This is a genomic window from Paenibacillus sp. GD4, assembly GCF_030846225.1.
Classification (GTDB): domain Bacteria; phylum Bacillota; class Bacilli; order Paenibacillales; family NBRC-103111; genus Paenibacillus_G; species Paenibacillus_G silviterrae.
Genome location: NZ_JAVCYK010000001.1, coordinates 2,961,845 through 2,987,075 on the forward strand (window position 1 = coordinate 2,961,845; position 25,231 = coordinate 2,987,075).

Sequence of the window (25,231 nt, forward strand, 5' to 3'; positions counted from 1 at the left end):
TTATCGGTCATGCGGGCTTCCGGAGTTCCGGTTAATATCGCTCCAAGCACCTGTTCGCGCTCGCGCGCGCCCCATTGAGGTCCGCCCTTTTCGGAAAATAATACCCGATCCCGGCTTCCGGCGAGCTTCCGGCCAAATGAGCCCACTGCACGGAGGGCATGGTCTCCGACCAGTCCATTTCACTCGGCTTCTCCGTGCCGTCGATCGTTAAGACGTTGCCGCCGGAGGAATTCAGCCGCCGATTTTCGACGATGGTTTCGACGGTTACATTTTCCTGGCTTGTGATTCCCGCCCCTAGAGCTACGATTTCATCATCAAACATAAACCATGATTTCTTCGCCGCCAGATCGCTTCCGTAAGCATCCAGGTCCAAGCCGGATACACCGTATTTGTTATCCAATGAAGCTCCGCGAGCCCATCTGTTAACGGGAACGTAGTCTGAGCCCCAAGGAATCGATTGGGCGGAACGGGGTCTTGTGTCCACAGTGGTTCCCGGAAGCCGATATGGATTGACCGTCGCCCAGTATCCCTCGCTGTAATGGTCCTGATCTCTATTGTATAAATACAGCATACCATCGGAAGTATACCAGCCCTTCAGGTTCTCGTTATTAATGGACTCGTATTTATAGGTGCGATTAGAGGAAAGGCTTAAGCCCACGCCAAAATCCGGGCGATGATGCACGATGCGGTCCATGGACGGAAAAACCTTATGCGTGATCAAATCGTCGGCGGCAGTCATTGCCGTACCGGCCATCAGTGCTTTTACATGTATAAGAAAATTCACGTTGTCGCTGGAGTAATAGTAATCCGGATCGATGGAGATCCATCGCTTCACCATCCGCGCAGGGTCAGTCGCTCTGCAGAAGAAGTCGCATTCGACAGCTTTAGGATGGCAAGAATCGCCGAATTGTCGGCGGCATTATCCTGAAGCTGGGACCGGGCTACTTCCCTTCCGCGTACCATGTCCATAAAAGCGCCGTCGTAGATCAGCGGCTCAAAGGAATCTGTAACCCAGCGATATACGTTTTGTTTGTTCGGGTCCGTCACTTCCCATGGAGTGCCCTTCAACAAAACAAAAATGTTTGCTATGGAATCGAGCAATGCTCGGCCGTAGCCTCCGTTATAAGGATGCTTGTTGTGTTGGATAAACGACCCGTCCTCATAAAACCCGTCGCCCTCGGCTACATACATAAATACTTGACTCAGTCCGTCGCGTGCTGTCTCGAGACTTTCCACACGTTTTGTCAGAGTTCCGTACAAAGCGAGCACCGTGGCCCTCCAGACATGGTTGGCGCCCGTATCCGAACTTAGGATCCCGGGTGAAAATACAGGGATCGGGCGGCTGAACCGTTCAATCTGTTCGGCTGTCAGCGTATCGTACATCATGACCATGATATCGTTCAGGTTCATCGGGCTTCCCAGTTCCCAATCGAACCAGTTATCGTACTTTCTGCTGTTCTCGTTGTAGCGGTTCGCATACATCCATTCCAAAGCTCCGATAATATCGCTTTGCGCTGGTTTGCGTTACGATACAATGACGACCCGGGGGTCGCATATGCCTTTGCCATTACACGCAGACGAGAATATGTGCCGGTGATGTGAGAGGATATACTCGTGCTGGACAAATCATTCCATATACCGGTTCGCTCAGTCGTAAGATTCATCGTATCCCATAGGCCGGTTTCCTCCGGATTGGACACTTGAGAAGCAAGGGAAGCAATAGCGCGACAATGCCCGGATCGTTCTGATCAATCTGATTGCCGCCGGTCAGTAAATCGCTCCAATTCGAACGCAATAGATCATACGACCACATCATTCTCGGAAGCAGAGACCGCATGGATTCAGTGAACGGGAACAAGCCAACTAGCGCGTGAATGCAAGTAAAACGCTTACAATCATGATTGCTTTTCGATTCATTATCCGATTCCTCCTTTTTATCTTGGATTTTGTCATGCGATTCACCGAACATCGCACGTACTTACTGTAGCGATACAACCGATAACATGTAAATCTTCAATTTTTAATAACATCATCAAATGAGGAGATTGATTCAAAGAAAACAAAAACAAGCTGGCACCGGTGGAATTCGGTGCCAGCTTGGACGAGGGGCTTATATTTACATAAGTCTGGAGTCTTGTCTTACAGTCTTCTTCGTAACGCTTGCCTACTTCAGCCCAGTTCACAACGTTCCAGAATGCGACGATGTAGTCAGGACGCTTGTTTTGATATTTCAGGTAGTATGCATGCTCCCATACATCCAAACCAAGGATTGGCGTCTCGCCTTCCATGATCGGGCTGTCTTGGTTAGGCAGGCTGTATACCTTCAGCTTACCTTCTTTCGTTACTGCGAGGAACGCCCAGCCGGAGCCGAAACGAGTTGCGCCTGCTTTAGCGAAATCCTCTTTGAATTTATCGAAGCCGCCGAGCTCGTTATTGATCGCATCAGCCAGCTTGCCTGTAGGAGCGCCGCCGCCGTTAGGACCGATCGTTTCCCAGAAGAGGGAGTGGTTCGCGTGGCCGCCGCCGTTGTTGCGAACGGCAGTACGGATGCCCTCAGGCACGCTGTTCAGGTCGGCAATCAGTTCTTCAACGCTCTTGTTTTGCAGTTCAGGAGCGGATTCCAGCGCCGCATTCAGGTTCGTTACATATGCATTGTGGTGACGATCGTGGTGAATCATCATTGTCATTTCATCGATGTGTGGCTCCAGTGCATTGTTCGCGTAAGGCAGTGGCGGTAATTGATGTGCCATGGCTTGAAAAACCTCCTAGAAATATGTAATTTCCTCTACATTATCGCTGATTTTTTATATAAAATCAACATGTATGTATAAAAAGTAACCGAGTGTAGCAAAGCGGCAGGTTATTGGTTATGGACTCCGGGTCCGCGGTCCTCGATCTCGGTGATGATCTGATTCAGCATGGCCGTCCCTTGCGCATTCAGCCAAGGAGACATATCGCTCATCACACGCTGATGGTAGTGAAGCTCCTCCGAGGTCCATTCGGAATACTGGTGCGTATGAAGCTCATTAATGGAACGGACCTGCTCCTTATTGTTCGGCATGTAACTACCTCCTTTCCCGGGCCTGCTTAATCTCACACCCGGATTATATTCCCTCTAGAGGTATGATTTTATACGGGAAAAAGCCCGTTCGGGTCACAGTAGCTGTTAATACACTATACAGTGACTCGTACGGGATTTAGTCCGGCCCTCCCGGGAGGAAAGAAGGTGTCCCCGGTCCCGATTATCGCAAATGTGCGATTAGAGAAGCCGTGGAGGTGCGATCTCGCTCGCGCAGTGGCAGAACTGCCATTATCCGGCCCTCCCGGGAGGAAAGAAGGTGTCCCCGGTCCCGATTATCGCAAATGTGCGATTAGAGAAGCCGTGGGGGTGCAATTTCGCCCGTGCGGCCGGCAGAACTGCCATTATCCGGCCCTCCCGGGAGGAAAGAAGGTGTCCCCGGTCCCGATTATCGCAAATGTGCGATTACGGATGCCGCGGGAGTGCGATTTCGCCCGTGCAGTGGCAAAACTGCCATTATCCGGCCCTCCCGGGAGGAAAGAAGGTGTCCCCGGTCCCGATTATCGCAAATGTGCGATTAGAGAAGCCGTGGAGGTGCGATTTCGCCCGTGCAGTGGCAGAACTGCCATTATCCGGCCCTCCCGAGAGGAAGGATGGTGTGCCCGAACCCGATTATCGCAAATGTGCGATTAGAGAAGCCGTGGGGGTGCAATTTCGCCCGTGCGCCGGCAGAACTGCCATTATCCGGCCCTCCCGGGAGGAAAGAAGGTGTCCCCGGTCCCGATTATCGCAAATGTGCGATTACGGATGCCGCGGGAGTGCGATTTCGCCCGTGCAGTGGCAAAACTGCCATTATCCGGCCCTCCCGGGAGGAAAGAAGGTGTCCCCGGTCCCGATTATCGCAAATGTGCGATTAGAGAAGCCGTGGAGGTGCGATTTCGCCCGTGCAGTGGCAGAACTGCCATTATCCGGCCCTCCCGAGAGGAAGGATGGTGTGCCCGAACCCGATTATCGCAAATGTGCGATTAGAGAAGCCGTGGGGGTGCAATTTCGCCCGTGCCGGCAGAACTGCCATTATCCGGCCCTCCCGGGAGGAAAGAAGGTGTCCCCGGTCCAGATTATTGCAAATGTGCGATTAGAGATACCCGGGGAGTGCGATTTCGCCCGTGCAGTGGCAGAACTGCGATTATAGGGCCCTCCCGGGAGGAGAGAAGGTGTCCCCGGTCCAGATTATTGCAAATGTGCGATTAGAGAAGCCGTGGAGGTGCGATTTCGCCCGTGCAGTGGCAAAACTGCCATTATCCGGCCCTCCGCAGGGCGTCCATTCTTCCGTTCATTGGTGTGCTTACGTATTGCCACGCCGCGTAAAATCAACCTTACAACCGCCCATGCAAGCGCGCTTACCGCCATACCTCCAGTTCAACGCCGCTAGCTGCTGCTGCTCGTGCCGGAGCTGCCGATTCCCCCGTGCGAAGACGAGGTGCCGGAGGAAATCCCGCTGCTGGAGCTTGACGACCGTGATGTACTGGAGGATGACACAGAGGATGAAGACGTGCTGCTTCCCCCTGCAGTGCTGCTCGATCCTCCATTCTGTGTGAACGTTCCCGTCCGCGCGCTCGTGGCAGGAGCCGCATCCGGCTTCGAAGCCGTCCCACCCGGCGCGGTACCACTGCTTACGCCCGCACCGCTGCCGCTGCTTGGCGGTAACGTCGTAGTCGCAGGCTGCCGAACAGCTGCCCCTCCCGACGAAAAGCCGCTGCCTCGACGATAATAGGTCATTCCATTATAAATATAAGTCCCGCCGCTGCGGTCGATATCGATGCCGTCATCATCACAGCGGTTATCCTGATCGTCATCCCGGCAAGCGTCTGCGGGGGGGATTCCGCCCGGTGTTGGGTCCGCTTTAACCGCCGCGGGAGGCAAGGGTACAGGGGAGGGAACAGCCGGCTTCGGAGCCGGTGCGCAGCCCGCCGTTAAGGCCGTTGCCAGAAATAAGCTTACGATTGCAGCCGATCTGCCGGTCCCTGAGGAAGTCTCCTTTTCCATACGTTTCGCTCCAATCCATGATTGCTAAGGATACTCTTAATACGCACATCGACCCTGCAATGTTTCAAGGGTAGAAAGGGAGGCGGACATCGGCTTGCAAAAAAAGGCATCGCTCTCGCATTCACTGCATATAAAAATGTAATAAGGAAAACCGCATAAAAACGTAGCAAATGCACGCAAACAGCATGAAAACGCTTCATAAAAAGCGCTTTCAACAAATTTCTGAGGTTTTTTGCAGAAATTTAAAGAAATCTTAAAATTTCAGCAGGAATTTTGTGAAATTTGTCGTATTTTTAACTAATACCAAACTTTATGCTGCGGGGAGAGACCATCATGCAGGTGAGCACATATCAGGTTCGGTCCTTTCAACTTTCCGATTATGTTTCCGTTACGGAGCTATTTAGCAAGACATTGTCGGAAGAATGCTACGAAGAAACGATGGCTGCATTCGCTCGGCAATTATCTTGGGATAGCGAGCTTGTGATGGTTGCTCAAGAAGGTGACCGGATTACCGGCGTCATCGTAGGCACCATCGACAATCAGAACGGTTATTTTTACCGTATTGCCGTAGATAAGGATTATCAGCGCCGGGGAATCGGGAAGTCGCTTATCGAGAGCTTACGGGGACGCTTCGAGCAACGTAAGGTAAGACGCATTATGGTAACCGTGGATGTGCATAACGAGATGATCCTGCCTGTTTATGAGAAGGCCGGCTATCAACCGAACGATTTCTCCAGAGCAGCGCATCGGCTGAGCATTGTGGGCGGCTGATCTATAATTCTACATATTGAATGGTAATCCTAAGCATAGACACGAACATCGACCTTCCCAGATCGCTTTCGTCGTTATGCTTTTTTTGTTTTTGCTTGAAAGCGAAGCAACATACGTTTATTCTAGAACAAAGAGACTGTAGAAGGGTCAGGGCGAGCGATGGCTACTTTTTCCGCACATATCATCAAAAGCTTCAAGCACGACGGCCATTTGCATCGAATGTGGCTGGAAAATTGGCTGGTCCCGGAATCCCTTCTGCACAAGGATCACCGGGAGCAGTCGATGCTTGTCTTCATCAACAGCCAGACGAAAATCGTGGAGGCCGACGGGAAGGAATGGGTAAGCCGCATTCCCGGCGTGTCTTTTTTTATCCCAAAGCTGTGGTTCAATGTGGTGGCGCTGATTGAAGAGAACGGCGTAAGGTATTACTGTAATATCGCCTCCCCTCCTTATGTCAACGGCAAAGTCATCACCTATATCGATTATGATCTGGACGTCATTCGCATGCCCAGCGGGGATGTGCACGTGGTCGACCAAGAGGAATACGAGCGTCACAAAATAAGCTACCATTATTCCCAAGCTGTCGATACGCTCGTCAAGCAGGGGATGGAGACTCTGCTTGAGCGGCTACAGCGCGGCGCAGCGCCTTTTCAGGATCAAGAGGTGCTGCGTTATTACGCGGAATGGGAGCGATGGAAAGATCGCAAGGACGGTGAATTGTTGTGAGCGCACCGCTGTCCGACGGAGCGGAGCCGAAGACTCATAAGACGGAGGATCAGGCCGAGCCGGGATTGCTGCTGGAGGTTTGGGATTGGATTAAAGCAGTGGTCGTCGCCATGACGGTCATTATCCTGCTTCACCAATACGGGTTTCATCTGTCTACGGTGAAGGGAACCTCGATGGAGCCGACGCTTACGGAGGGCGAATGGCTGTTCATTAACAAGACGATCCAATACCTAGGTACGCCGGAGCGCGGTGATATTGTCGTAGTCCGGGATCCTTCGGGGATGGACTCGCCGCATCCATATCTAGTGAAGCGAGTTGTGGCGGTAGGCGGGGATGAGGTGCAAATTATCCGCGGCAAGCTTCTTGTCAACGGAGTAGAGGTGAAGGAAAGCTACATCGATTCGCCGATTGAAGACGGACGGTTTGAGCCGTTGACGGTGATGGAAGGAACGGTATTCGTCATGGGGGATAACCGCCATCGCAGTGCAAGTCATGACAGCCGCAGCTTCGGTCCTGTGCCCGTAGGCCAGATCGAGGGCAGAGCGGAATGGATTGTATGGCCTTTGGCCAAATGGAGCCGATTATAGGCAGTAAACAAACGCGGGAGTTGCGAATGGGGAGGTCGGACAAGGCAGGAACAGGAGGAGGGCCCGCTTACCGGCGCGGCGAGGTGAACAATGAGCAGAACAGAGCATGACATCGATTGGGGGAAGTTAAAAAGCGAGCTTAAAGAGGCGGCGCCTCAGCTGGGTATCGATAAGATCGGGTTTGCCGCCGCAGACCCGTTCACGGAACTGAAGGGCATCCTGCTGAAGCATCGGGCCAAGGGTTTTGAATCCGGCTTCGAGGAGCGGGATATCGAGAAGCGGGTGGATCCGTCGCTTACGTTGGCGGAGCCCCGCTCGATTGTGTCGATTGCTGTCGCCTATCCCTCGAAGCTGAAGGATCCCCCGCGTTCCGAGCCGGGGGCCTACCGCGGGATGTTGTCCCGCTCAGCATGGGGAACGGATTACCATCATGTGCTGCGCAATCGCTTGGAGCGGCTGGCCGATTGGATTCATGCGCGGGTGCCGGATGCCCGGTTGGCCAGCATGGTCGACACCGGGGCTCTAGTGGACCGGGCTGTAGCCGAGAGGGCGGGCATCGGCTGGGTAGGCAAGAACTGCTCCGTGATTACGCCGGAGTTCGGCTCATGGGTCTATCTCGGCGAGATGATCACGAACCTGCCCTTTCCTCCGGATCAGCCAGTGCTGGAAAGCTGCGGCGATTGCACGATTTGCATCGACGCTTGTCCGACCGATGCGCTCGTCGGTCCCGGTCAATTGAATGCCCAGCGGTGCGTATCGTACCTGACGCAGACGAAGGGCATCATCGAGGACGATAAGCTGAAGGAGAAGATCGGCAATCGCCTGTACGGCTGCGATACATGCCAGATCGTCTGTCCGAAGAACAAGGGCATTCACTTTGACCATCATCCGGAGCTGCAGCCCGATCCGGAGCAGGTCAAGCCGCTTCTGAAGCCGCTGCTGGAGATGTCGAACCGCGAGTTCAAGGAGCGGTTCGGCTCAAGTGCCGCGTCATGGCGCGGCAAGAAGCCGATCCAGCGCAACGCGATCCTCGCGCTGGGCAACTTCCGGGACGCCACAGCGGTACCGCAGCTGGCAGAGCTGCTGCGGCGGGACGAGCGTCCCGAGATTCGCGGCACGGCCGCATGGGCATTGGGCCGTATAGGAGGCGAAGCGGCGTTGGAAGCGCTGGACGCCGCCCGGGAGCACGAGCGCGATGACGCCGCTCGCCGCGAGGTAGAGAAGGCGCGGATGAAGTTAAGGGAACGGAAGGATGATCACGTTGGCTCTGCTGAAGTATGACGAAATGGATTCGCCCATCGGTCCGTTGACGCTAGGTATGGTTGGGGAGGGAGCTTCTGCGAAGCTGTGCCAGATCGAGTTCGGTGCCTTCCATGAGGCGGAGGACAAGCTTAGAGCATGGTCGAAGCGCTGGTACGGGGAGACCGAATGGCGGCATGACCCCGGGCACCTGGCGCCGGCCGCCGAGCAGCTGAGGGAGTATTTTGCCGGTATCCGGACCTCCTTTGACCTGCCTTTGGAGCTGCGAGGGACGACATTCCAGCAGAAGGTATGGCAGGCACTGATGGACATTCCTTATGGACAGGCCTGCTCCTACCGGGATATCGGCTATCGAATCGATGCGCCCAAAGCGGTACGTGCGGTAGGAGGGGCGAACCATAACAATCCGGTGCCCATCATCGTGCCCTGCCACCGGGTGATCGGGGCAAGCGGTGCCATGGTTGGATACGGCGGCGGGCTGCAGATCAAAACCTTTTTATTACAGCTGGAGGGATTTCCGGTATGAAGTATGTACACATCGAGACAGTGGAACCGGGTCAGCTCCTGGGGAAAACGATCTTCTCCGCCAACGGCTCCGTGCTGCTCTCTGAGGGCGTTCAGCTGACGGTATTCATGATCACCACGTTGAAGCGCATTGGCGTAACCATGGTGTATATTAAGGATCCAAGCTTTGACGATGTCGAGATTGTCGATCTTGTTTCGGAGGAAACCAAGCGGGCGGTCATTCAGCAAATGTGCCAAAGCTTCGAGTCCATCCGTTCAGGCAAGGATTTTAACACGAAGCATATTGCGCTCAGCGTAGATAACCTGCTGGATGAGATTATGAAAAACAAAGACGTGCTCGTTCAGCTGTCCGATATCCGCACGAAGGATAACCTTATGTACGTCCACGCCATGAATGTATGTATGATGTCTACCCTCATCGGCATCAATATGGGGCTGCCCGTTCCGCAGATTCGTGAGCTGGCGATCGGCGCCCTGATGCATGATGTAGGGAAGCTCGAGAACATCACAGATGATGAAGCGGGGGATTTGAAGAAGCACCATACCTGGCGCGGCTTTGAGGTGATCAAAAATAAACGTGAGCTGAATCTGCTCATCGCTCATGTGGCTTTTCAACATCATGAGACGATGGACGGAGAGGGGCTTCCAAGGCGTCTCCGCGGCGACGATATCCATCTATATGCAAGAATAGTTGCTGTAGCCAATACCTACGACAATTTGCTGTACGATGGACAAAGCGGCAACCGTATGATGCCTCATGAAGCGTGCGAGCATCTGATGGCGCTGGCCGGCAAGAAGCTGGACCGCGAGATTGTCATTCAGTTCTTACGCATCGTGTCGGTTTATCCGACCGGTGCGTCCGTTCGCCTGTCGACCAAGGAAACCGGTGTTGTCGTCGGGCAGCATCGCGGCTTGCCGGGACGCCCTGTCGTGCGGATCGTGAAGCAGGACGCAGAAGGACAACTGGAAGTGAAGGAAGTCGATTTGGCAAAACATAATACTATATTTATCGACAGCGTTATGCTTTAATGGTTTGTATCCAATCTATGGACATGGTATGATGAATTAGGAAAATCTTGGCACCAGGAGTGAAGGACATATGTGGGGTTACATCATTACAGGCTTGCTGGCACTCATTGCAGGTGGCGTTGGCGGCTTTTTTATCGGCGTCTACTACTTGCGTAAACAAATCGAGAACATGCAGAATAACCCGGAGATGCTGCAGCAGATGGCGAAGCAGATGGGTTACAACTTGAATAAACAGCAGATGAACAAGATGCAGCAAGCGATGAAAAAGCAGAAATTCCGCCCGTAATTTGGCATTGCGGTGCGGATCGCTCTTTCGGCTGGCGTTAAGTCGGCCGGAGAGGAGCTTAAGGAGGAGGGGAAAGCATGCCGGCCAAAGATTACAAGAATAGCCGCGTACAGGAGAACAGGGAGCAGATTGAGCACCACGTTCGCGAGATTTTGCGCTTGATCGGCGAGGATGTGGATCGGGAGGGCTTGCTGGAAACGCCCGCTCGGGTAACACGGATGTATGAGGAAATTTTCGCAGGGTATGACGCTAATGTGAAGGATATTCTAGGCGTAGCATTCGACGAGAAGCATGAGGAGCTCGTTATCGTCAAGGATATCGTATACTACAGCCAGTGCGAGCACCACATGGCGCCGTTCTTCGGCAAGGTGCATATTGGCTACATTCCGAGCGGCAAGATCGCAGGTCTTAGCAAGTTCGCCCGGCTGGTCGAAGCGGTTACACGTCGTTTGCAGGTACAAGAGAGAATTACATCGGAGCTGGCCGACATTATTGAAGAAGAGCTGACACCGCACGGGTGTATGGTTGTCGTCACAGGCGAACACCTTTGCATGTGCGCACGGGGAGTAAAGAAGTACGGCAGCAAGACCGTAACGTCAGCGGTACGTGGTGTATTCCGTACGGATGCGCCGGCTCGTTCGGAATTTTTATCCTTAATTCGTGAAAATTAAACAGAAAAGCCCATGGAAATCTACCTTGACGGTAGACTTCGATGGGCTTTGTTGTTACAGGGTGGGAGCTAACAAGGGGTCTGGTCGCTTTGCACGGCTTGCAGCACGCCCAAGAAATATTCGGATTCCCGGATGATATGCAGCATGACGGTCTCGATGACCGGATTGGCCTGGATGGGAGCGCTTTGGGCAAGAAGGGCATACAGCTGGTGGATAAACTGCTGGGATTGAGCCATAGATACCCTCAGAAGCTCTTGAATTTGGTTATGTACGGCCGGACTGATCGGGGCCGAGGCCCTAAGCACGGCCTCGATCCATTGCTGAGCTGCGGTTTCGGTCTGAGCGAAGACCTGCTCCCATTTTTCCAGCAAGGCTGCATATGCGGGTTCCAGGTTAGGGACAAGCGTACGGATGACAACGGTGTGCTCTCGTTCCTGCATCTTCCAGAAGCGGATTTCCTCCAGCACCCGAAGCGGCATTAGTGCTCCATAGACATATAGCATAAATGAAAAAACCTCCCTGTGAATACTTGTACTTGTCTCGCGGTTTTGTGAAGAACGAACGGCTACGAGACATTGTATTCAGGGAGGCTTGGGTCCTATGTTCCTTCCGGGGTTAGCGGCCGCCGGAATTGGAAATATTTTTCGCAGGGCTTGTCGCCAGAGTACGGAGGAAGCCTGTCGTCATTTGAAGGTAGCTCCGTTTCTGACCGCGATAAATCAGCTCATGATAGTCTTTGTCGGACAGCCATAGCTGCGAGCCCGAATCGGCCTTCTGATTGTGGAAAATTTCTTCGGCAATTTCGTAAGGGGCCTTCAGATCCTTCTTTCCATGAATGAAGAAGATCGGCATCGAATACTGTGTTTCCTTCACTTTATCATATGGGATTTGGTTCAGGCTCACCCCGTTGATCAGCGGGAAAAAGAAATGAACAAGCGGTTGAGACAGCTTAGGAAGATTGGCTACCTGCTTCATGTTGTGGTATAGCGTAGCTGGCTCCAGAATGAAGGTGCTGTCGAGGATCATGCCGTCGATCTCTCTGGTTTGCAGCGCTGCTTGTAGTGCCGTTCCGGCTCCCATGGAAAAGCCCCAGATGAAGATCTTCTCCGCGCCGCGTTCCTTGGCATAGTCGATCGCTCCGAGCAGCTCCTGGGATTCGCGCAGTCCTCCGGTCACACCGAGCTCCGATTGAACGAAGCCGTAATCGAACATGAGCACATTGTAGCCTTGGTTTTTGGCGGCCTTGGCCAGATCGTAGATCGGCACCCAGATCTCCTCTCGGTTTCCGCCGTAGCCATGCGAGAAGATGACGGTGATTTTGGAGGCTGCCGCTCCTCCTGCAGCTGCTGCCGGAATGTACCAGCCGTCCAATCGGGAAGCCTCATCCCTGCTCGGGAACTGAATATCCTCATAAGCCGCGCCGAAGGCTAAGGCCGGATTGGAGGTCAGCGGATCGATATGGGGTCTCGCCAGCGTCCACGCGATGTAAGCATGGAAGCCCAGCACTAAGCTGGAAAGTGCGAGCAGTAGGGAGAACAGGGCCAGAAGCCAAGCTCGATAACGCCGGGCAAGTGATATGCGTTTGACAGCGGTTTCAACGGTTGGGTTTTGAAGAGTGACGGGAGTGTACGAGTTCGAATCCATAGAGGTCCCCCCTTATCATGATGAGTCGAAGGTCCTGCCTCTGTCGCTTAAGTGCGTGCCGTTCAAGTGAGTTCCTTCTATTTCTATAGTAAGATGCGGCGGGGGATACCGTCAATCAGCCGCGAAAAATGTAAACTGCTTGTAATCATTCTGTAATACTGCAGGGGATTGTATCCAATTATGCGGGGGACGGTAGGCAATTTGCATGAAATCCGGTATAATAGATTTCAACTAGTGAAACTCTTTTTCGGGAGATGGAATACATGGAGGACGGCAAACTAACGGTGCGCGCTGTGGAGCGGGCGCTGGATATCTTGCTTTGCTTTGCGGAGTCGGAGGACCTCAGCTTAACGGAAATCGCTTCCCGCGTAGGTTTGCACAAAAGTACGGTTCATCGGCTGCTGGCCTCTTTGGAAGGGAAGGGCTTCATCATCCGGGACCCGGCATCCGAGCGGTATCGGCTGGGCTTCCGCATCTGGGAGCTCTCCGCGAACTTGTCGCACAGCGATGACCCCGAGCTGCTGCTCCTCCCGGAGATGGAGCGGCTGCGCGATCAGCTCGGCGAGACCGTCAGCCTGTACGTGCGCGACGGGATGGAGCGTGTTCGCGTACAGGCCGTGCAGAGCAACCAGGCGATTCGCCGCGTTGCTCCGATTGGGGCAAGACTGCCGCTGTATGTCGGCGCGTCGAGCAAAGTGCTCGTCGCCTTCGCGGAGCCGGAGGTGCAGCAGGCACTGCTGCAGGATCCGGCTTGGCCGAAGGCGGAGGGAGATGCTGCTGCGGCTTATCGCCAGCAGCTGGAGGAGGTTCGCTCGCTCGGCTTCGCGACCAGCGTGGAAGAGCGCGAGCCGGGCGCGGCCGCCGTGGCTGCGCCGATCTTTAACCGGGCGCATCGCCTTGTGGCTGCGCTCGCGGTATCGGGGCCGTCGAACCGGCTGACTCCGGAGCTGATGCGCGAGCATGCTCCGCTGCTAATGGAAGCAGCTCGTCGGATGGGGAAAATGGTGAAGTAACTCCAAAAGGCTCCTAGGTCTGAGCGTGCTGTGAACGGTGCGGCACTCTCGGCACTTACGGGCTTTTTTGCATACAGCGAAAACTCCCCGCGGCTTCAGCCCCGGGGAGGAAATATGGAATGCTTTTATTTACCTGGCACCTACCGCCGTAAGTCTTTCCGTCACAGCCTCTAGAGCTGTGCTGTTCTTTTCGAACAGGATCATCGTCTCCTCTCCATTCGGAGGGCAAACCACCGTATGGATGGTCATGGACGCCGGCCGGAGTGCAGTCAGGGTGGTCATCACTTCGTTCCAGTCATAGAAATGATCGATATAGCCGCCTTCGCATTCGGTACGAATACTCTTGGTTGTAGCCCCGAGTCCGTCGAAGAAGTTGACCAATACATAACGGTTGCTTACGCGAACCAGCTCTTGAAAGGCCGCTGCCCAATTGTCCAGATGATTCAGTACATCCTTGCAGTAAACCAAACTGAATTCACCGTCTTGGAAAGGAAGGTCGAAAATATTGCCTTGGAGGAACGTTCCCTTCGGAAAGCTGGCGCGGCAATGCTCGATCATTTGCTCCGTATAATCAACGCCTGTGTAACGGATCTCCGGACAAGTAACCGCTGCCCCGATATAATCTACCCCCGGTCCGCAGCCGACCTCCAGCATATCGTCCACCGATAGACGGGACAAAATCGTTCGATACAGCTGCCGAACCGGCTTATCGTAGCCTTCGATTTCCCCTTGCAGAAAATCCCCCGGATTTACCTGGTCCCAAAAATTAATCAAGACACGCCCTCCTGTCATATCTATCCTATTTACCAATCATTTACCATCATATCACTCAAAAATTGTCATTTCTAGTAGGATCAACTACATTTTATGGAAGTTTTATATTTTTATAGAGATCCGTGTCGACGCTTACCCGCAGCTTAGGCAAAAAGCCCCTGGCCTCTTGTATGGACAAGAGACTAGGGGCTCGTAAAGCGGCTCTATTTGAATCGATAAAATTAAGCCATGATTTGACGCAATACCGTTTGCAGAATACCGCCGTTACGGTAGTAGTCCACATCAACGAAGCTGTCCAGACGAACGAGCGCTTCGAAGCTGAAGCTGGTGCCGTCTTCACGCGTAGCCGTTACAGTCACCTTCTGACCAGGCTGTACATCGTTGCTCAGACCGGTGATGTCGAACGCTTCGCGGCCGGTCAGACCAAGAGTCTTCCAGCTTTGGCCTTCCAGGAACTGCAGCGGAAGCACGCCCATGCCTACGAGGTTGGAGCGGTGAATACGCTCGAAGCTTTCAGCGATGACGGCTTTCACGCCGAGCAGGAAAGTACCTTTTGCTGCCCAGTCGCGGGAGGAGCCTGTACCGTACTCTTTTCCTGCGATAACGACAAGGTTCGTGCCGTTTTCTTGATACTTCATGGAAGCATCGTAGATCGACTCGACTTCACCGGTAGGCAGGTAAGTAGTTACGCCGCCTTCCGTGCCAGGTGCTACTTGGTTACGGATCCGGATATTCGCGAAAGTACCGCGCATCATCACTTCGTGGTTACCGCGACGGGAACCGTAGGAGTTGAAGTCTTCCTTCTTCACGCCATGCTCGATCAGATACTTACCGGCAGGGCTGTCAACCTTGATGTTACCTGCAGGGGAGATGTGGTCCGTAGTTACGGAATCACCCAGCAGGGCAAGTGTCTTAGCGCCGCGGATATCAGCGATATCGTTCAGATCGGAGCCAAGGTTCGTGAAGAACGGCGGGTTCTGAATGTAAGTGGAGCTGTTATCCCACTCGTACAGATCGCCTTCCGGTACGTCGATAGCGTTCCAGCGCTCATTCGCACGGAATACGTTAGAGTACTTCGCACGGTAGATGTCAGCGCTCATAGCGGAAGCCATAGCATCTTGAACTTCCTTGGATGTCGGCCAGATGTCCTTCAGGTACACCGGCTGACCTTGCTGGTCGTGGCCGATTGGATCGTTGGCCAGATCGATGTTCACCGTACCTGCCAGAGCGTAAGCAACAACCAGCGGAGGAGATGCCAGGTAGTTTGCTTTAACTTGAGCGTGTACGCGGCCTTCGAAGTTCCGGTTACCCGACAATACAGCTGCAACCGTCATGTCATTGTCCGCGATGGCTGCGCTGACTTCTTCCGGAAGCGGACCGGAGTTACCGATACAGGTTGCGCAGCCGTAGCCTGCTACGTGGAAGCCGAGAGCTTCGAGCGGCTCAATCAAGCCCGCTTTTTGCAGATACTCGGTAACCACCAGGGAACCTGGCGTCAAGCTGCTCTTCACATAGCCCGGCTTCATCAAACCGCGCTCAACGGCTTTCTTAGCCACCAAACCGGCACCGATCATAACGCTTGGGTTGGAAGTGTTCGTACAAGAAGTGATCGCCGCGATAACTACCGCGCCGGTGCCCATCTTGCTGGTTTCGCCGTTCGGATGCTTCACATCTACGAATTCGGCGATCTTCTCTTCTGTCAGACCGTAGCCGCCTTTGTCGATCGGGGTACGGATGATGGAATTGAAGGATTCCTTCATGTTCGTCAGCTCTACGCGGTCTTGAGGACGCTTAGGACCGGCCAAGCTCGGTACTACCGTTGCCAGATCCAGCTCGATCACATCAGTGAACACAGGATCCGGAGTTTCGTCGGTACGGAACATGCCTTGTGCTTTATAGTAAGCCTCAACCAGAGCGATTTGCTCTTCGTCGCGGCCTGTGCCTCTGAGATAGTTCAGGGACTCGCTGTCAACCGGGAAGAAGCCGATTGTTGCGCCGTACTCAGGAGCCATGTTGGCAACTGTCGCACGGTCAGCCAGGCTGATGTTGCTCAAACCAGGACCGTAGAACTCAACGAATTTACCTACAACGCCCTTCTTACGAAGCATTTGGGTAACCGTCAAAGCAAGGTCGGTAGCGGTTGCGCCTTCAGCAAGCGTACCTGTCAGCTTGAAGCCGATAACTTCAGGAGTTACAAAGTACAGCGGCTGGCCAAGCATACCTGCTTCCGCCTCGATACCGCCTACGCCCCAGCCGACGATACCGAGACCGTTGATCATCGTCGTATGGGAGTCTGTACCTACCAGAGAGTCAGGATATACTTCTGTCGCGCCGTCTACCAGCTTGGTAGCTGCTACGGAAGCGAGATACTCCAGGTTTACCTGGTGAACGATACCTGTTGACGGCGGAACCGCACGGAAGTTATCGAACGCCGTTTGAGCCCAGCGAAGGAAACGGTAGCGCTCTTCGTTGCGTTGGAACTCAAGCTCGATGTTTTCTTCCAGAGCGGAGGAGGAACCGAAAGCATCAACCATAACGGAGTGGTCGATAACAAGGTCAACCGGAACAAGCGGGTTGATTCGCTTCGGATCTCCGCCGGCGCGCTTCATGGTATCTCTCATCGCTGCAAGGTCAACGACAACCGGTACACCGGTAAAGTCTTGAAGCACGATACGTGCAGGGATAAAAGGAATTTCTTTGTTGGCATCGCGGTCGGACGCCCAGTTGGCAATTTGCTTCACATGCTCTTGGGTGATGGCACGGCCGTCGAATTGACGAAGCGCCGCCTCGAGCAATACCTTGATGGAGAAAGGCAGGTTGCTGATCTTGCCGTTGCCCTGCTCTTCAAATGCAGGCAAGCTGTAGTAGTTGAACGATTTGTTGCCAACCGACAGCTCTTTGCGGACCGAAAACTGGTCTTGTCTGGACATGGGTCGCTGTTCCTCCTTTTAATAGTGCGGTTAGTCATTTACCTTAATGTAAATGCCGCAAACGGATTCGGTTTGAACTCGTCTTGTTCCATTCTGTGAAACACGATTTCATTAAGTAACTCTATACATAGTATACTGCTGCGACGTCCATTCGTAAAGGTGGATTTCGTTCATTTTTATCATCGGGCTGTCATAAGGATAAGAATGGAAACCTCCGTCCGTATGCCTTTTTCTTTTCGCCGGTGGTTCATCTGTCTCTATGCTTATAGGGGGGCTTATTCATGTCTTGGAAAAACGCCTTGTATAATTACGTTCACCATCGAAATCAGTTGGACATGGAATATTCCGTCGAATCCGTGCTGCCGTTCGTAAGTGATCACAATTATTTGAATAAAGAGGCTGACAGACTTCGGCGCAAGTGCGCTATGGATCAAGCCCGGGGGATCACTCCAACGAAAAAGGAAACCCGACTATCCGTTCAAAGGTTTGCTGAAAGGGAAGATCAGGTTACAGCCGATATTAAGCTGGTCTGCAGCTCCGTAGGCGTTCAAGCGCAGGAAGAGCTGTCGGAGCAGCGAGTCGAATGGGAGCGGATTACGCTGCGGCCGGAAGAAGATGGCTGGGATATTGTTCGAATCGAGCCTCTCCAAACCGAGCGATCACTCATAACGCTGCCGTCAGACGGAGGTCTGCTGCAGGCTGATGAAGCCTTTCATGCGACTGCGCCGATGCGTCTTCCTTCAAGTCCCTTGCTGAATCCCCAGGTTCAGCCGTGGGCCCCTCGCGCTCGTTATAACCGCGCAGCGGCCGTTGCTTACGCCGATGCCTGGTGGGACAAAGGTAACCCGGACTACATCACCTTCGAGGTGGACTGCACGAATTTTGTGTCCCAGTGCCTCTATGCAGGGGGGGCGGCGATGAACTATACTGGTAGAAGGGATTCGGGCTGGTGGTACAAAGGCCGCTTCGGCGGGCAAGAGCATTGGAGCTACAGCTGGGCTGTAGCCAACAGTCTGCTGTATTATTTGCTGCGAAGCCGCACAGGGCTCCGGGCGGAAGAAGTCGCTTCGCCGGAGCAGCTTGAGCTGGGCGACGTCATCTGTTACGACTGGAACGGAGACGGAACCTTTCAGCACAACACCATCATAACCGCCAAGGATGCGAACGGCATGCCGCTGGTGAACGCTCATACGACGAACAGCAAGCACCGATTCTGGAGCTACCGAGACTCGCCTTCCTGGTCGGAGCGCACACAATATCGTTTCCTTCATATTGTAGAATCCATGTAGCCACTTCGCTTTTCATCCATCTTTAAGCTTTACTATTTGCATGTCCGGCATGCATAAGGAGCTATCCCTTACTACAGATCATCATCGGAGGTTGCTATGAGCGATAAGATACGCGTAGGCTTGATCTACGGCGGCAAGTCCGGAGAGCATGAGGTTTCGTTGCAAACGGCGCTTGCTGTAACCAAAGCATTTGATTTAAACAAATATGAGGTACAGCCTTTTTACATAACGAAACATGGCGAATGGCGTACGGGTCCTGCCCTGACCGGCCCGGCGCCATCCGCAGCGGCACTGACCTTCGCCGACCAGGCTCAGCAGGAAGGCTCGTTCGCTCTTCAACCGTTCTTTGGTACGGTTCAAGAGGCTGCGGCTGAAGGTAACAAAGCGGCGGTAGATGTTGTGTTTCCACTGCTTCATGGAACCTTCGGAGAAGACGGCACGATCCAGGGGCTTCTGGAAATGGCTAACATCCCTTATGTGGGCGCAGGTGTGCTGGCATCGGCCGTTGGCATGGACAAGGTGATGATGAAGAAGGTTTTTGCCCAGGAGGGGCTTCCGCAGTGCGTATTCCGCCATTTTACACGCAGCCAATGGGAGAAGGACAATGCCTACTTCCTAATGGAAATCGAGATCTCCATCGGGTACCCTTGCTTCGTAAAGCCGGCGAATCTGGGCTCCAGCGTTGGGATCAGCAAGGCGAGAAACCGCGACGAGCTGATCGAGGCCATTCGACTGGCGTTCCAATATGATCGCAAGGTCATTGTGGAGGAGTTTATCAATGCCAGAGAAGTGGAGGTTGCCGTGCTCGGTAATGAGGAGCCGCAAGCCTCCGTTGTCGGCGAGATCGTTTCTTCGAATGAATTCTACGATTACAAAGCAAAATACATCGACGGCAAATCCGCGATGATCATTCCGGCTGAGATATCTCCGGAGCTAAGCGACCAAATCCGCGATTTGGCCATTCGCGCCTATCTAGCGGTAGATGGAACGGGACTGTCCCGTTTGGATTTCTTCCTTCGCAAGGATGATAACAAGATATTCATTAATGAAATCAACACGATGCCCGGATTTACCCCGTTCAGTATGTACCCGCTGTTATGGCAGGAGAGCGGCAAGCCTTACCGGGAGCTGCTTGATGATCTGATCCGACTGGCGCTTCAACGCCATGCCGATAAGCAAGGCTTGGTTTATTCTTTCGATTTGCCCTAGAACGTAAGTCTGGAGGAGCAAAGAACGATGGGTTTTCAAACTGAATTCAATTCCGTATGCAAATTCAAATCCGAACAGGAGCTTTATGAGCTGCTGGAGTACGGCCGTGGCAAAATGGTCAAAAGCGGCTTTCGCGTCTTTCCGACGGGACAAAAGGTCTTCGCTTATACCCCCGACAATAAAGCAATCGCGATTGTAAAAATTCTTGCTTCGATCGCCGAGATTAACTTTCAAGGTGAAGAGGTAACGCAAGTGGAGATGGAGCTGGTCCGCAAGCTGACCGACGAAGAAGCCAGGATTCAAACGGCTCTGGCACACGAAATGTTTTTCGGAGAACAGCAAGCTTAAATGTCTAAAAACGAAGCATTCCCTTTCCCGTTGGCGGGAGAGGGGATGCTTTTTTCTTTCGAGGGAAGCCTAAGCAGGGATGAGCCAATCCGACACAATATGGGAGCGTGACGTTCATGATCGTTCGTCTTGGTTATGTTGCCATGTCCACCATCGTTGCCAACGCGTCTCCATCCAAGACTATGACCGCAACCAACTTCGCCAAGCTGGATGACCGCGAAGCGGCCGTCCGCAAGCTCGAACGTATTGCTGCGGAGAACATACATAATACGCTTCGGCTGCTTCGGCATAACCGCGCCCACGATGTTGAGATGTATCGCATGTCCTCGAAGCTGATTCCGCTTATGGGGCATGAGTTGCTTGCCGGATGGGATCCGTTTCCCGTCTTGGCTGAGGCTTTCGCCGAGCTGGGCACATACGCCAAAGAGCATCGGATGAGGCTCAGCTTTCATCCCGATCACTTTACGGTGCTGAGTACGCCGCGGGCTGACGTTTTGCGGCATTCCCGCGAGGACCTTGACCGGCATGTAAATATGCTGGAAGCGATGGGACTGGATATAACGGCAAAATGTAATATTCATATCGGCGGTACGTATGGTAACAAGGAAACGGCCCGTGCACGCTTTATTGCTAACTTTACCGAGCTGCCTGGACGGATTAAAGAAAGAGTGACACTGGAAAATGACGACAAAACATTCACGGCGTCAGAAACGCTTGAGGTTTGCGAGGCGATCGGCGTCCCGATGGTGCTAGATATTCATCACCATCAAGTAAACAATACCGGGGAATCACCGGTTGAGCTGTGGCCACGAATTCAAGCAACCTGGCAGGAAACGGGGCTGCCGCCGAAGATCCATATCTCCAGCCCCAAAAGCGATAAAGACGTCAGAGCTCATGCAGACTTTATTGAGATAGAGCCTCTAATGAGTTTTTTGCGTGAGATCGCTCCGGTAACTCCGAGGCTCGATATGATGCTGGAGGCAAAGAAGAAGGATGAAGCATTATTCAAGCTGATGGAGGATCTGCAAGGAGAACAGGGAGTAACGTTGCTCACGCAAGCTTCATTTGAGCTGTAGGAACTGATTTTTGTCGAGAAACCGCGCGGTTTTTGACGATAAATAATCCTTTCCTTTTACTTGAAATATTCGGTAAAATGGGGTACTTTGAGGAAGGAACCATCGGACAAGCAACACAGCATTTTTTCATGGAGAGGGGAACGGTTGAAGATGAATTTGGTACAAGGTAAAAATATATTGGTTATGGGTGTTGCCAATGACCGCAGCATCGCTTGGGCCATCGCTCAATCCTTGGCTAGCCAGGGTGCCCGTTTAGTATTTACATATGAAAGCGAGCGTGTGGAAGAGCGTGTTCGCAAGCTGGCGGAGACAATTCCGAATTCCTCGATCCTTCCTTGCAATGTGACGGTTGACGAGGACATTGACCGATTAGCGGAAACGCTTCGTGAGCAGTGCGGTGTGCTTCACGGCATTGTACACAGCATCGCCTTTGCCAAAACGGAAGAGCTCGAAGGCCTGTTCGTCGGCACATCCCGTGAAGGCTTTGCTCTGGCTCACGATATCAGCGCTTATTCACTCGTAGCCGTAGCTCAGAAGCTGTATCCGCTTATGACGGAAGGCGGCAGCATCATGACAATGACTTATCTCGGAGCGGAACGCGCTATGAAGAACTACAATGTCATGGGAGTTGCTAAGGCGGCGCTCGAAGCAAGCGTGCGGTATTTGGCTTCGGATTTGGGACAATTTAATATTCGTGTGAATGCCATTTCTGCAGGGCCTATTCGTACACTGGCCGCTAAGGGGATCAAGGACTTTAACTCCATCTTGAAAACCGTTGAAGAGAAAGCGCCGATGCGTCGCACGACCGAAGTCGCCGAGGTTGGGGATACGGCTCTCTTCCTGATGAGCAACCTGTCCCGGGGGATTACGGGCGAGGTCATCTATGTAGATAACGGCTATCACATCGTCGGTGTGTAGTTTTAGCTTTCCAGCTTATATCAAAAGACGCCGGGTCCTTGAAAGACCCGGCGTCTTTAGCAATGTTTAGGGATAAAATGAACTAAATTTAACTATATCACAATTTTCGGCGGGCTAATATAGACAATGTGCATCAAAAATGAGGCTGAATTCTAATTATTTTTGTAGCGAAACCCCATGGCTTTTCCGGCGTATAATTGATTATACTTGAGTTACATAAGATGACTGATTTTTAGGAAGAGAGTTGATTGGATTGGCTAGTGAAGAATCGCAATCATTTTCGGTGGGAGGCAAGAGCTTCACTGCCGTAGCCATTAATACCGCGTCGAAGGCGGGAGAATGGATCCAAAGCAAGCTTGGCGATTATCAGAGCCTTTCTACCAAATATTCATCGCACGATCTGGTTACGGAAGTGGATAAGGGCGCTGAAATGATGATTCGTAATTTAATTCATACTCACTTCCCGCACCATACCATATTAGGCGAGGAAGGCGTTGAGCCGGGCCCGGCTGCTTCCGAGCAAGCCCTGCGCCAGATGAAGGATGCCGAGTATCTCTGGATTGTCGATCCGCTTGACGGTACGACTAACTTTGTTCACGGCTTTCCTTTCTTCTCCGTATCCATTGCATTGGCGCATCGAGGCGAAGTGGTTACGGGAGTTGTTTACAACCCGATTCATAATGAACTGTTTGTTGCTGAGAAGGGGAAGGGCGCTTATCTGAAGGGAAGACGTATTCAGGTTTCCTCGGAGGAAAAGCTGAAAGACAGCCTGATTGCTACAGGTCTACCCGCTGACCGCGAACGTGCGCTCCCCATGAATCTTGCCGGGATCCAAGCCTTGAGCTCGAAGGTACGTAATTTGCGTGTGGCCGGCTCGGCTGCATTACACCTTTCCTATGTAGCTGCAGGAAGATTAAGCGGGTTTTGGGAAATTGGGCTGAATTCATGGGATATCGCCGCCGGAGCCTTGATCATTCAAGAGGCGGGCGGACAGGTAACCGATATACATGGGAAGCCATATTCGCTCGAGGTCAGAGACGTGGCGGCCAGCAATACTCGGATTCATTCCGAGCTGCTTGAGCAGTTAAACGAAGTAACGTCAGTTCCTCTTTAAAAATGTTACAGGAAGCCTCTTCGGCTTCCTGTTGTTTTTTAATTTCATTTTGTGCTTGCATTCTATTTTGAAACATGCTATATTGTTCTTCCGGCCGTTTGAGCCGGACAAGTTCTTCAAGTGCTGAGGGATTCGATGAAAAAAGAATTTCAAAAAACACTTGCAATGAACTGGGTGAATGTGATATATTATAAAAGTCGCTTTTGGAGCGGTGCTCGAAATGGCGAATTCATTGCCCTTTGAAAACTGAACAACGAGAGAGTGAAAATACAACGAATCTTCGGATTCGTGCTAGCTTTGAATGAGCAAGTCGAACTTTACTTTATTGGAGAGTTTGATCCTGGCTCAGGACGAACGCTGGCGGCGTGCCTAATACATGCAAGTCGAGCGAGGGTCTTCGGACCCTAGCGGCGGACGGGTGAGTAACACGTAGGCAACCTGCCTGTAAGACTGGGATAACTACCGGAAACGGTAGCTAAGACCGGATAGATGGCTTCTCCGCATGGAGGAGCTTGGAAACACGGCGCAAGCTGTGGCTTACAGATGGGCCTGCGGCGCATTAGCTAGTTGGTGAGGTAACGGCTCACCAAGGCGACGATGCGTAGCCGACCTGAGAGGGTGATCGGCCACACTGGGACTGAGACACGGCCCAGACTCCTACGGGAGGCAGCAGTAGGGAATCTTCCGCAATGGACGAAAGTCTGACGGAGCAACGCCGCGTGAGTGATGAAGGTTTTCGGATCGTAAAGCTCTGTTGCCAGGGAAGAACGTTCCGGGGAGTAACTGCCCTGGAAATGACGGTACCTGAGAAGAAAGCCCCGGCTAACTACGTGCCAGCAGCCGCGGTAATACGTAGGGGGCAAGCGTTGTCCGGAATTATTGGGCGTAAAGCGCGCGCAGGCGGTCTTTTAAGTTTGGTGTTTAAGCCCAGGGCTCAACCCTGGTTCGCACTGAAAACTGGGAGACTTGAGTGCAGGAGAGGAAAGTGGAATTCCACGTGTAGCGGTGAAATGCGTAGAGATGTGGAGGAACACCAGTGGCGAAGGCGACTTTCTGGACTGTAACTGACGCTGAGGCGCGAAAGCGTGGGGAGCAAACAGGATTAGATACCCTGGTAGTCCACGCCGTAAACGATGAGTGCTAGGTGTTAGGGGTTTCGATACCCTTGGTGCCGAAGTAAACACAGTAAGCACTCCGCCTGGGGAGTACGCTCGCAAGAGTGAAACTCAAAGGAATTGACGGGGACCCGCACAAGCAGTGGAGTATGTGGTTTAATTCGAAGCAACGCGAAGAACCTTACCAGGTCTTGACATCCCTCTGAATGTCCTAGAGATAGGGCAGGCCTTCGGGACAGAGGAGACAGGTGGTGCATGGTTGTCGTCAGCTCGTGTCGTGAGATGTTGGGTTAAGTCCCGCAACGAGCGCAACCCTTGATTTCAGTTGCCAGCATTAGGTTGGGCACTCTGAAGTGACTGCCGGTGACAAACCGGAGGAAGGTGGGGATGACGTCAAATCATCATGCCCCTTATGACCTGGGCTACACACGTACTACAATGGCCGGTACAACGGGCAGCGAAGGAGCGATCCGGAGCGAATCCTTAGAAGCCGGTCTCAGTTCGGATTGCAGGCTGCAACTCGCCTGCATGAAGTCGGAATTGCTAGTAATCGCGGATCAGCATGCCGCGGTGAATACGTTCCCGGGTCTTGTACACACCGCCCGTCACACCACGAGAGTTTACAACACCCGAAGTCGGTGGGGTAACCGCAAGGAGCCAGCCGCCGAAGGTGGGGTAGATGATTGGGGTGAAGTCGTAACAAGGTAGCCGTATCGGAAGGTGCGGCTGGATCACCTCCTTTCTATGGAGTCCATGATGGCTGTAGGCCATCGGACATAATACTCACTCTCCTCGTTGTTCAGTTTTGAAAGGTGCAATGCCTTTCAAAGCCTATGCTTACGAAGCAGCTTTGCTTCGCAAAGCTTGGACTTGTTCCTTGA

Annotated in this window: 25 protein-coding genes, 1 rRNA gene and 1 pseudogene; 17 read left to right on the forward strand and 10 right to left on the reverse strand. The window is 53.0% G+C overall.

From position 1 onward, the window contains the following. Window positions 1-31 precede the first annotated feature (31 nt). The 6 genes and pseudogenes from RAC89_RS14185 to RAC89_RS14205 all read right to left on the reverse strand — a co-directional run bounded on the left by RAC89_RS14185 (window position 32) and on the right by RAC89_RS14205 (window position 5,065). Window positions 32-838, reverse strand: coding sequence for a polysaccharide lyase family 8 super-sandwich domain-containing protein (locus RAC89_RS14185; RefSeq protein ID WP_306614216.1), 807 nt, complete (start codon window positions 836-838; stop codon window positions 32-34). Beyond that, window positions 832-1,482 carry a hypothetical protein gene (locus tag RAC89_RS14190; protein WP_373429937.1) on the reverse strand — a complete coding sequence of 217 codons (651 nt, stop codon included), beginning with the start codon at window positions 1,480-1,482 and terminating at the stop codon, window positions 832-834. The genes RAC89_RS14185 and RAC89_RS14190 overlap by 7 nt, the downstream gene beginning before the upstream one ends. Then, complete coding sequence (locus RAC89_RS31720) at window positions 1,407-1,700, reverse strand: hypothetical protein (protein ID WP_373429938.1); 294 nt, start codon at window positions 1,698-1,700, stop codon at window positions 1,407-1,409. The genes RAC89_RS14190 and RAC89_RS31720 overlap by 76 nt, the downstream gene beginning before the upstream one ends. Window positions 1,701-2,138: 438 nt before the next feature. Beyond that, window positions 2,139-2,750: pseudogene (locus RAC89_RS14195) on the reverse strand (superoxide dismutase); the annotation flags it as partial. Between the two features lie 110 nt (window positions 2,751-2,860). Next, a complete protein-coding gene (locus tag RAC89_RS14200; protein ID WP_306614217.1) occupies window positions 2,861-3,061 on the reverse strand; it encodes a hypothetical protein in 201 nt (66 codons plus the stop codon). A 1,386-nt stretch (window positions 3,062-4,447) separates the two neighbouring features. Beyond that, a complete protein-coding gene (locus tag RAC89_RS14205) occupies window positions 4,448-5,065 on the reverse strand; it encodes a hypothetical protein (protein WP_306614219.1) in 618 nt (205 codons plus the stop codon). Window positions 5,066-5,398: 333 nt separating this feature from the next. Here RAC89_RS14205 and RAC89_RS14210 point away from each other — a divergent pair, with 333 nt between their 5' ends. From RAC89_RS14210 to folE, 9 genes are all read left to right on the forward strand, one after another. Beyond that, on the forward strand, window positions 5,399-5,836 hold the full coding sequence (locus RAC89_RS14210) for a GNAT family N-acetyltransferase (RefSeq protein WP_284643734.1): 438 nt from the start codon (window positions 5,399-5,401) through the stop codon (window positions 5,834-5,836). Between the two features lie 159 nt (window positions 5,837-5,995). Beyond that, entirely contained in the window at window positions 5,996-6,562 is a 567-nt protein-coding gene (locus RAC89_RS14215; protein WP_306614222.1) for a DUF402 domain-containing protein, read from the forward strand. After that, window positions 6,559-7,149, forward strand: a complete 591-nt coding sequence (lepB, locus tag RAC89_RS14220; RefSeq protein WP_306614224.1) for a signal peptidase I — start codon at window positions 6,559-6,561, stop codon at window positions 7,147-7,149. Before RAC89_RS14215 ends, lepB begins: the two co-directional genes overlap by 4 nt. Beyond that, the gene (locus tag RAC89_RS14225) at window positions 7,134-7,259 is read left to right on the forward strand and encodes a hypothetical protein (protein ID WP_306614226.1); all 126 of its coding nucleotides are present in this window, start codon (window positions 7,134-7,136) and stop codon (window positions 7,257-7,259) included. Before lepB ends, RAC89_RS14225 begins: the two co-directional genes overlap by 16 nt. After that, window positions 7,240-8,430, forward strand: a complete 1,191-nt coding sequence (gene queG, locus RAC89_RS14230; RefSeq protein ID WP_306614228.1) for a tRNA epoxyqueuosine(34) reductase QueG — start codon at window positions 7,240-7,242, stop codon at window positions 8,428-8,430. Before RAC89_RS14225 ends, queG begins: the two co-directional genes overlap by 20 nt. Next, complete coding sequence (locus RAC89_RS14235; RefSeq protein ID WP_284643740.1) at window positions 8,402-8,935, forward strand: methylated-DNA--[protein]-cysteine S-methyltransferase; 534 nt, start codon at window positions 8,402-8,404, stop codon at window positions 8,933-8,935. Before queG ends, RAC89_RS14235 begins: the two co-directional genes overlap by 29 nt. After that, complete coding sequence (locus RAC89_RS14240) at window positions 8,932-9,963, forward strand: HD-GYP domain-containing protein (RefSeq protein ID WP_284643742.1); 1,032 nt, start codon at window positions 8,932-8,934, stop codon at window positions 9,961-9,963. Before RAC89_RS14235 ends, RAC89_RS14240 begins: the two co-directional genes overlap by 4 nt. 70 nt (window positions 9,964-10,033) lie before the next feature. Beyond that, entirely contained in the window at window positions 10,034-10,249 is a 216-nt protein-coding gene (locus tag RAC89_RS14245) for a YneF family protein (protein WP_284643744.1), read from the forward strand. 77 nt (window positions 10,250-10,326) lie between these two features. Continuing rightward, complete coding sequence (gene folE, locus RAC89_RS14250; protein WP_284643745.1) at window positions 10,327-10,920, forward strand: GTP cyclohydrolase I FolE; 594 nt, start codon at window positions 10,327-10,329, stop codon at window positions 10,918-10,920. Window positions 10,921-10,988: 68 nt separating this feature from the next. Here folE and RAC89_RS14255 read toward each other — a convergent pair whose 3' ends face one another. Beyond that, window positions 10,989-11,423, reverse strand: a complete 435-nt coding sequence (locus RAC89_RS14255) for a DUF2935 domain-containing protein (protein WP_284643747.1) — start codon at window positions 11,421-11,423, stop codon at window positions 10,989-10,991. 112 nt (window positions 11,424-11,535) lie between these two features. Then, window positions 11,536-12,564: an alpha/beta hydrolase gene (locus tag RAC89_RS14260; protein WP_306614231.1), complete on the reverse strand. Its 1,029-nt coding sequence runs from the start codon at window positions 12,562-12,564 to the stop codon at window positions 11,536-11,538. A gap of 263 nt (window positions 12,565-12,827) precedes the next feature. On the opposite strand from RAC89_RS14260, the gene RAC89_RS14265 reads away from it, so the two are divergent. Next, entirely contained in the window at window positions 12,828-13,577 is a 750-nt protein-coding gene (locus tag RAC89_RS14265; RefSeq protein ID WP_306614233.1) for an IclR family transcriptional regulator, read from the forward strand. Between the two features lie 129 nt (window positions 13,578-13,706). On the opposite strand, the gene RAC89_RS14270 is transcribed toward RAC89_RS14265, so the two are convergent. Together RAC89_RS14270 and acnA are read right to left on the reverse strand one after the other, a co-directional pair. Then, window positions 13,707-14,351, reverse strand: a complete 645-nt coding sequence (locus RAC89_RS14270) for a class I SAM-dependent methyltransferase (RefSeq protein WP_306614235.1) — start codon at window positions 14,349-14,351, stop codon at window positions 13,707-13,709. Between the two features lie 221 nt (window positions 14,352-14,572). After that, window positions 14,573-17,281 (reverse strand): aconitate hydratase AcnA, encoded by a 2,709-nt coding sequence (acnA, locus tag RAC89_RS14275; RefSeq protein WP_306614237.1) that lies wholly within the window; start codon window positions 17,279-17,281, stop codon window positions 14,573-14,575. Between the two features lie 281 nt (window positions 17,282-17,562). On the opposite strand from acnA, the gene RAC89_RS14280 reads away from it, so the two are divergent. The 7 genes from RAC89_RS14280 (at window position 17,563) to RAC89_RS14310 (ending at window position 25,092) form a co-directional block, all read left to right on the forward strand. After that, the gene (locus RAC89_RS14280; protein ID WP_306614238.1) at window positions 17,563-18,570 is read left to right on the forward strand and encodes an amidase domain-containing protein; all 1,008 of its coding nucleotides are present in this window, start codon (window positions 17,563-17,565) and stop codon (window positions 18,568-18,570) included. 96 nt (window positions 18,571-18,666) lie between these two features. Beyond that, complete coding sequence (locus RAC89_RS14285; RefSeq protein WP_306614240.1) at window positions 18,667-19,779, forward strand: D-alanine--D-alanine ligase; 1,113 nt, start codon at window positions 18,667-18,669, stop codon at window positions 19,777-19,779. A 27-nt stretch (window positions 19,780-19,806) separates the two neighbouring features. Further along, window positions 19,807-20,127 (forward strand): hypothetical protein, encoded by a 321-nt coding sequence (locus RAC89_RS14290; protein WP_306614242.1) that lies wholly within the window; start codon window positions 19,807-19,809, stop codon window positions 20,125-20,127. Window positions 20,128-20,243: 116 nt separating this feature from the next. Then, window positions 20,244-21,203, forward strand: a complete 960-nt coding sequence (gene uvsE, locus RAC89_RS14295) for a UV DNA damage repair endonuclease UvsE (protein ID WP_306614243.1) — start codon at window positions 20,244-20,246, stop codon at window positions 21,201-21,203. A 150-nt stretch (window positions 21,204-21,353) separates the two neighbouring features. Beyond that, complete coding sequence (gene fabI, locus RAC89_RS14300; RefSeq protein WP_284643765.1) at window positions 21,354-22,121, forward strand: enoyl-ACP reductase FabI; 768 nt, start codon at window positions 21,354-21,356, stop codon at window positions 22,119-22,121. Window positions 22,122-22,374: 253 nt separating this feature from the next. Further along, window positions 22,375-23,235: an inositol monophosphatase family protein gene (locus tag RAC89_RS14305; protein WP_306614244.1), complete on the forward strand. Its 861-nt coding sequence runs from the start codon at window positions 22,375-22,377 to the stop codon at window positions 23,233-23,235. A gap of 322 nt (window positions 23,236-23,557) precedes the next feature. Then, window positions 23,558-25,092: ribosomal RNA gene (locus tag RAC89_RS14310) — 16S ribosomal RNA — on the forward strand. The last annotated feature ends 139 nt before the right edge of the window (window positions 25,093-25,231 follow it).

Coding starts and splice junctions, on each gene's coding strand:
- RAC89_RS14235 (WP_284643740.1), top strand. CDS start 8,402: ATGATCACGTTGGCTCTGCTGAAGTATGACGAAATGGATTCGCCCATC.
- RAC89_RS14265 (WP_306614233.1), top strand. CDS start 12,828: ATGGAGGACGGCAAACTAACGGTGCGCGCTGTGGAGCGGGCGCTGGAT.
- RAC89_RS14290 (WP_306614242.1), top strand. CDS start 19,807: ATGGGTTTTCAAACTGAATTCAATTCCGTATGCAAATTCAAATCCGAA.
- RAC89_RS14190 (WP_373429937.1), bottom strand. CDS start 1,482: ATGTATGCGAACCGCTACAACGAGAACAGCAGAAAGTACGATAACTGG.
- RAC89_RS14185 (WP_306614216.1), bottom strand. CDS start 838: ATGGTGAAGCGATGGATCTCCATCGATCCGGATTACTATTACTCCAGC.
- RAC89_RS14240 (WP_284643742.1), top strand. CDS start 8,932: ATGAAGTATGTACACATCGAGACAGTGGAACCGGGTCAGCTCCTGGGG.
- RAC89_RS14215 (WP_306614222.1), top strand. CDS start 5,996: ATGGCTACTTTTTCCGCACATATCATCAAAAGCTTCAAGCACGACGGC.
- RAC89_RS14255 (WP_284643747.1), bottom strand. CDS start 11,423: ATGCTATATGTCTATGGAGCACTAATGCCGCTTCGGGTGCTGGAGGAA.
- uvsE (WP_306614243.1), top strand. CDS start 20,244: ATGATCGTTCGTCTTGGTTATGTTGCCATGTCCACCATCGTTGCCAAC.
- RAC89_RS14225 (WP_306614226.1), top strand. CDS start 7,134: ATGGAGCCGATTATAGGCAGTAAACAAACGCGGGAGTTGCGAATGGGG.
- RAC89_RS14245 (WP_284643744.1), top strand. CDS start 10,034: ATGTGGGGTTACATCATTACAGGCTTGCTGGCACTCATTGCAGGTGGC.
- acnA (WP_306614237.1), bottom strand. CDS start 17,281: ATGTCCAGACAAGACCAGTTTTCGGTCCGCAAAGAGCTGTCGGTTGGC.
- RAC89_RS14205 (WP_306614219.1), bottom strand. CDS start 5,065: ATGGAAAAGGAGACTTCCTCAGGGACCGGCAGATCGGCTGCAATCGTA.
- RAC89_RS14210 (WP_284643734.1), top strand. CDS start 5,399: ATGCAGGTGAGCACATATCAGGTTCGGTCCTTTCAACTTTCCGATTAT.
- folE (WP_284643745.1), top strand. CDS start 10,327: ATGCCGGCCAAAGATTACAAGAATAGCCGCGTACAGGAGAACAGGGAG.
- RAC89_RS14285 (WP_306614240.1), top strand. CDS start 18,667: ATGAGCGATAAGATACGCGTAGGCTTGATCTACGGCGGCAAGTCCGGA.
- fabI (WP_284643765.1), top strand. CDS start 21,354: ATGAATTTGGTACAAGGTAAAAATATATTGGTTATGGGTGTTGCCAAT.
- RAC89_RS14280 (WP_306614238.1), top strand. CDS start 17,563: ATGTCTTGGAAAAACGCCTTGTATAATTACGTTCACCATCGAAATCAG.
- queG (WP_306614228.1), top strand. CDS start 7,240: ATGAGCAGAACAGAGCATGACATCGATTGGGGGAAGTTAAAAAGCGAG.
- RAC89_RS14260 (WP_306614231.1), bottom strand. CDS start 12,564: ATGGATTCGAACTCGTACACTCCCGTCACTCTTCAAAACCCAACCGTT.
- RAC89_RS14200 (WP_306614217.1), bottom strand. CDS start 3,061: ATGCCGAACAATAAGGAGCAGGTCCGTTCCATTAATGAGCTTCATACG.